3 protein-coding genes are annotated in these 2,598 nt (G+C 66.3%); 1 reads left to right on the top strand and 2 read right to left on the bottom strand.

Annotated features, from left to right (window positions below):
• Both AC1D01_RS29480 and AC1D01_RS29485 read right to left on the bottom strand, forming a co-directional pair.
• Nucleotides 1-514 (bottom strand): SPFH domain-containing protein (locus AC1D01_RS29480; RefSeq protein ID WP_477872747.1); only part of this gene is annotated, 514 nt, incomplete at its 3' end.
• Nucleotides 515-570: 56 nt separating this feature from the next.
• On the bottom strand, nt 571-1,005 hold the full coding sequence (locus tag AC1D01_RS29485; RefSeq protein ID WP_477872749.1) for an NfeD family protein: 435 nt from the start codon (nt 1,003-1,005) through the stop codon (nt 571-573).
• 136 nt (nt 1,006-1,141) lie between these two features.
• Here AC1D01_RS29485 and AC1D01_RS29490 point away from each other — a divergent pair.
• Nucleotides 1,142-2,598 (top strand): Orn/Lys/Arg decarboxylase N-terminal domain-containing protein (locus tag AC1D01_RS29490; protein WP_477872751.1); only part of this gene is annotated, 1,457 nt, incomplete at its 3' end.

Below are 2,598 nucleotides of genomic sequence, written 5' to 3' on the forward strand. Positions count from 1 at the left end.
GCATCGAACGCAGGATCTCGGCCGGCGGCGTCAGGTCCTTGATCTCGTAGCGCAGCACCTTCACGCCCCAGTTGCCGGCCGCCTCGTCGAGCGCGCTGACCACCGCGCCGTTGATCGAATCGCGCTCCTCGAAGGTCTTGTCCAGCTCCATCTTGCCGATCACCGAGCGCAGCAGCGTCTGCGCCAGCTGCGTGATCGCGAACACGTAGTTGCTCGAGCCGTAGCTCGCGCGCATCGGGTCGGTGATCTGGAAGTAGATGATCCCGTCGACCTGCAGCTGGGTGTTGTCCTTGGTGATGCAGACCTGGCTCGGCACATCGAGCGGCACCTCTTTCAGCGAATGCTTGTAGGCCACGCGCTCGATGAACGGAATGACGAAACTCAGTCCCGGCACCAGCGTGCGGTCGTACTTGCCCAGCCGCTCGACCACCCAGGCGTTCTGCTGCGGCACGATCTTCAGCGTGCGCACGATGAAGATGCCGACGATCACGACCAGAACCAGCGCGATTTCCATGAGGGGCTTTCGAGGAGTGGGGAAGGGGAGAGAAAAAAAGCGGAACGAGAACGAGGTCAGCGTGGCGCGGAGGGCGCCAGCACCAGCCAGTTGCCCTCCACCGCCTGCACCACGTGTTCGCCGGGCAGTGCCGGCGCATCGGGCGCGAGCCGCGCCGTCCAGGTGGAGCCGCGGTAGGGCACGCGGGCGGTGCGGTCGTCGGCCCAGGCCGCGACGGTCACGCGTTCGCCGATGTCGATGTTGACGTCGCGGTTCTCGCGCACCGGGCCGGCCGGCGGCTGCTGCATGCGGCGCCAGTGCCACAGCGCCACCGCGCCGCCGCCCACCACGGCGGCCATCACCAGCTGGCCGGGCAGCTTGAAGCCCAGCAGCGCCGCGATCGCCGCGGCCGCCAGGCCGAGCGCGAACATCAGCAGGTAGAAGGTGCCGGTGGCCAGCTCGGCGGCCACTGCCACCCCGGCGGCCACCCACCAGAACGTTGACGGGCTCATGTCCACGGGCTCTCCTTGTTGGAAGGTCTGTTGCGTCCACCCCGCACGCAGGTCGGCAGTGTAAGGCGCACCCCGCACCTGTCATCGATCGGCCCTACACTTCGCGCCTTCATTCCGTTGCCCTCCAGAGGTGGCCATGCTCCGTTTCAACTTTCCGATCGTCATCATCGACGAAGACTTCCGCTCCGAGAACACCTCGGGCCTGGGAATCCGGGCGCTGGCCGCGGCCATCGAGAAAGAGGGCTTCGAGGTGCTGGGCGCCACCRGCTACGGCGACCTGTCGCAGTTCGCGCAGCAGCAGAGCCGCGCCAGCGCCTTCATCCTGTCGATCGACGACAACGAGTTCACGCAGGGCCCCGAGCTCGACCCGGTCGTGCTGAACCTGCGCAAGTTCATTCAAGAGATCCGCTTCAAGAACGCCGAGATCCCGATCTACCTCTACGGCGAGACGCGCACCTCGCAGCACCTGCCCAACGACGTGCTGCGCGAGCTGCACGRCTTCATCCACATGTTCGAGGACACGCCGGAGTTCGTGGCCCGCCACATCATCCGCGAAGCCAAGTCGTACATGGACGGCCTCGCGCCGCCGTTCTTCCGCGCGCTGGTCGACTACGCGCAGGACGGCTCGTATTCGTGGCACTGCCCCGGCCACTCGGGCGGCGTCGCGTTCCTGAAGAGCCCGGTCGGGCGCATGTTCCACCAGTTCTTCGGCGAGAACATGCTGCGCGCCGACGTGTGCAACAGCGTCGACGAGCTCGGCCAGTTGCTCGACCACACCGGCCCGATCGCCGAGAGCGAGCGCAATGCGGCGCGCATCTTCAACGCCGACCACTGCTTCTTCGTCACCAACGGCACCAGCACCAGCAACAAGATGGTGTGGCACCACAACGTGGCGCCGGGCGACGTGGTGGTGGTCGACCGCAACTGCCACAAGTCGATCCTGCACTCGATCATCATGACGGGCGCGGTGCCGGTGTTCCTGCCGCCCACGCGCAACCACTACGGCATCATCGGCCCGATCCCCGAGGCCGAGTTCTCGCCCGAGGCCATCCGCCRCAAGATCGCGAAGAACCCGCTGCTGGCCGGTGTCGATGCGAAGAAGGTCAAGCCGCGCATCCTGACGTTGACGCAGAGCACGTATGACGGCGTGCTCTACAACACCGAGAGCATCAAGAAATCGCTCGACGGCTACATCGACACGCTGCACTTCGACGAGGCCTGGCTGCCGCACGCGGCCTTCCACGAGTTCTACGGCGAATACCACTCGATGGGCCGCAACCGGCCGCGCCCGAAGGACCAGATCGTCTATGCGACGCAGTCCACGCACAAGCTGCTGGCCGGCATCAGCCAGGCCTCGCAGGTGCTGGTGCAGGACGCGCAGCACCGCAAGCTCGACACGCACCTCTTCAACGAGGCCTACCTGATGCACACGTCGACCAGCCCGCAGTACGCGATCATCGCGAGCTGCGACGTGGCCGCCGCGATGATGGAGGCGCCGGGCGGGCGCGCGCTGGTGGAAGAGAGCATCGCCGAATCGATGGACTTCCGCCGCGCGATGCGCAAGGTCGACAAGGAGTACGGCAAGGACTGGTG

The sequence above is a fragment of the Rhizobacter sp. P3_B12 genome, assembly GCF_056402895.1.

What these genes read in the sequence shown, in the direction of transcription:
- AC1D01_RS29485 (WP_477872749.1), bottom strand. Translation starts at nt 1,005, where the DNA reads ATGAGCCCGTCAACGTTCTGGTGGGTGGCCGCCGGGGTGGCAGTGGCC.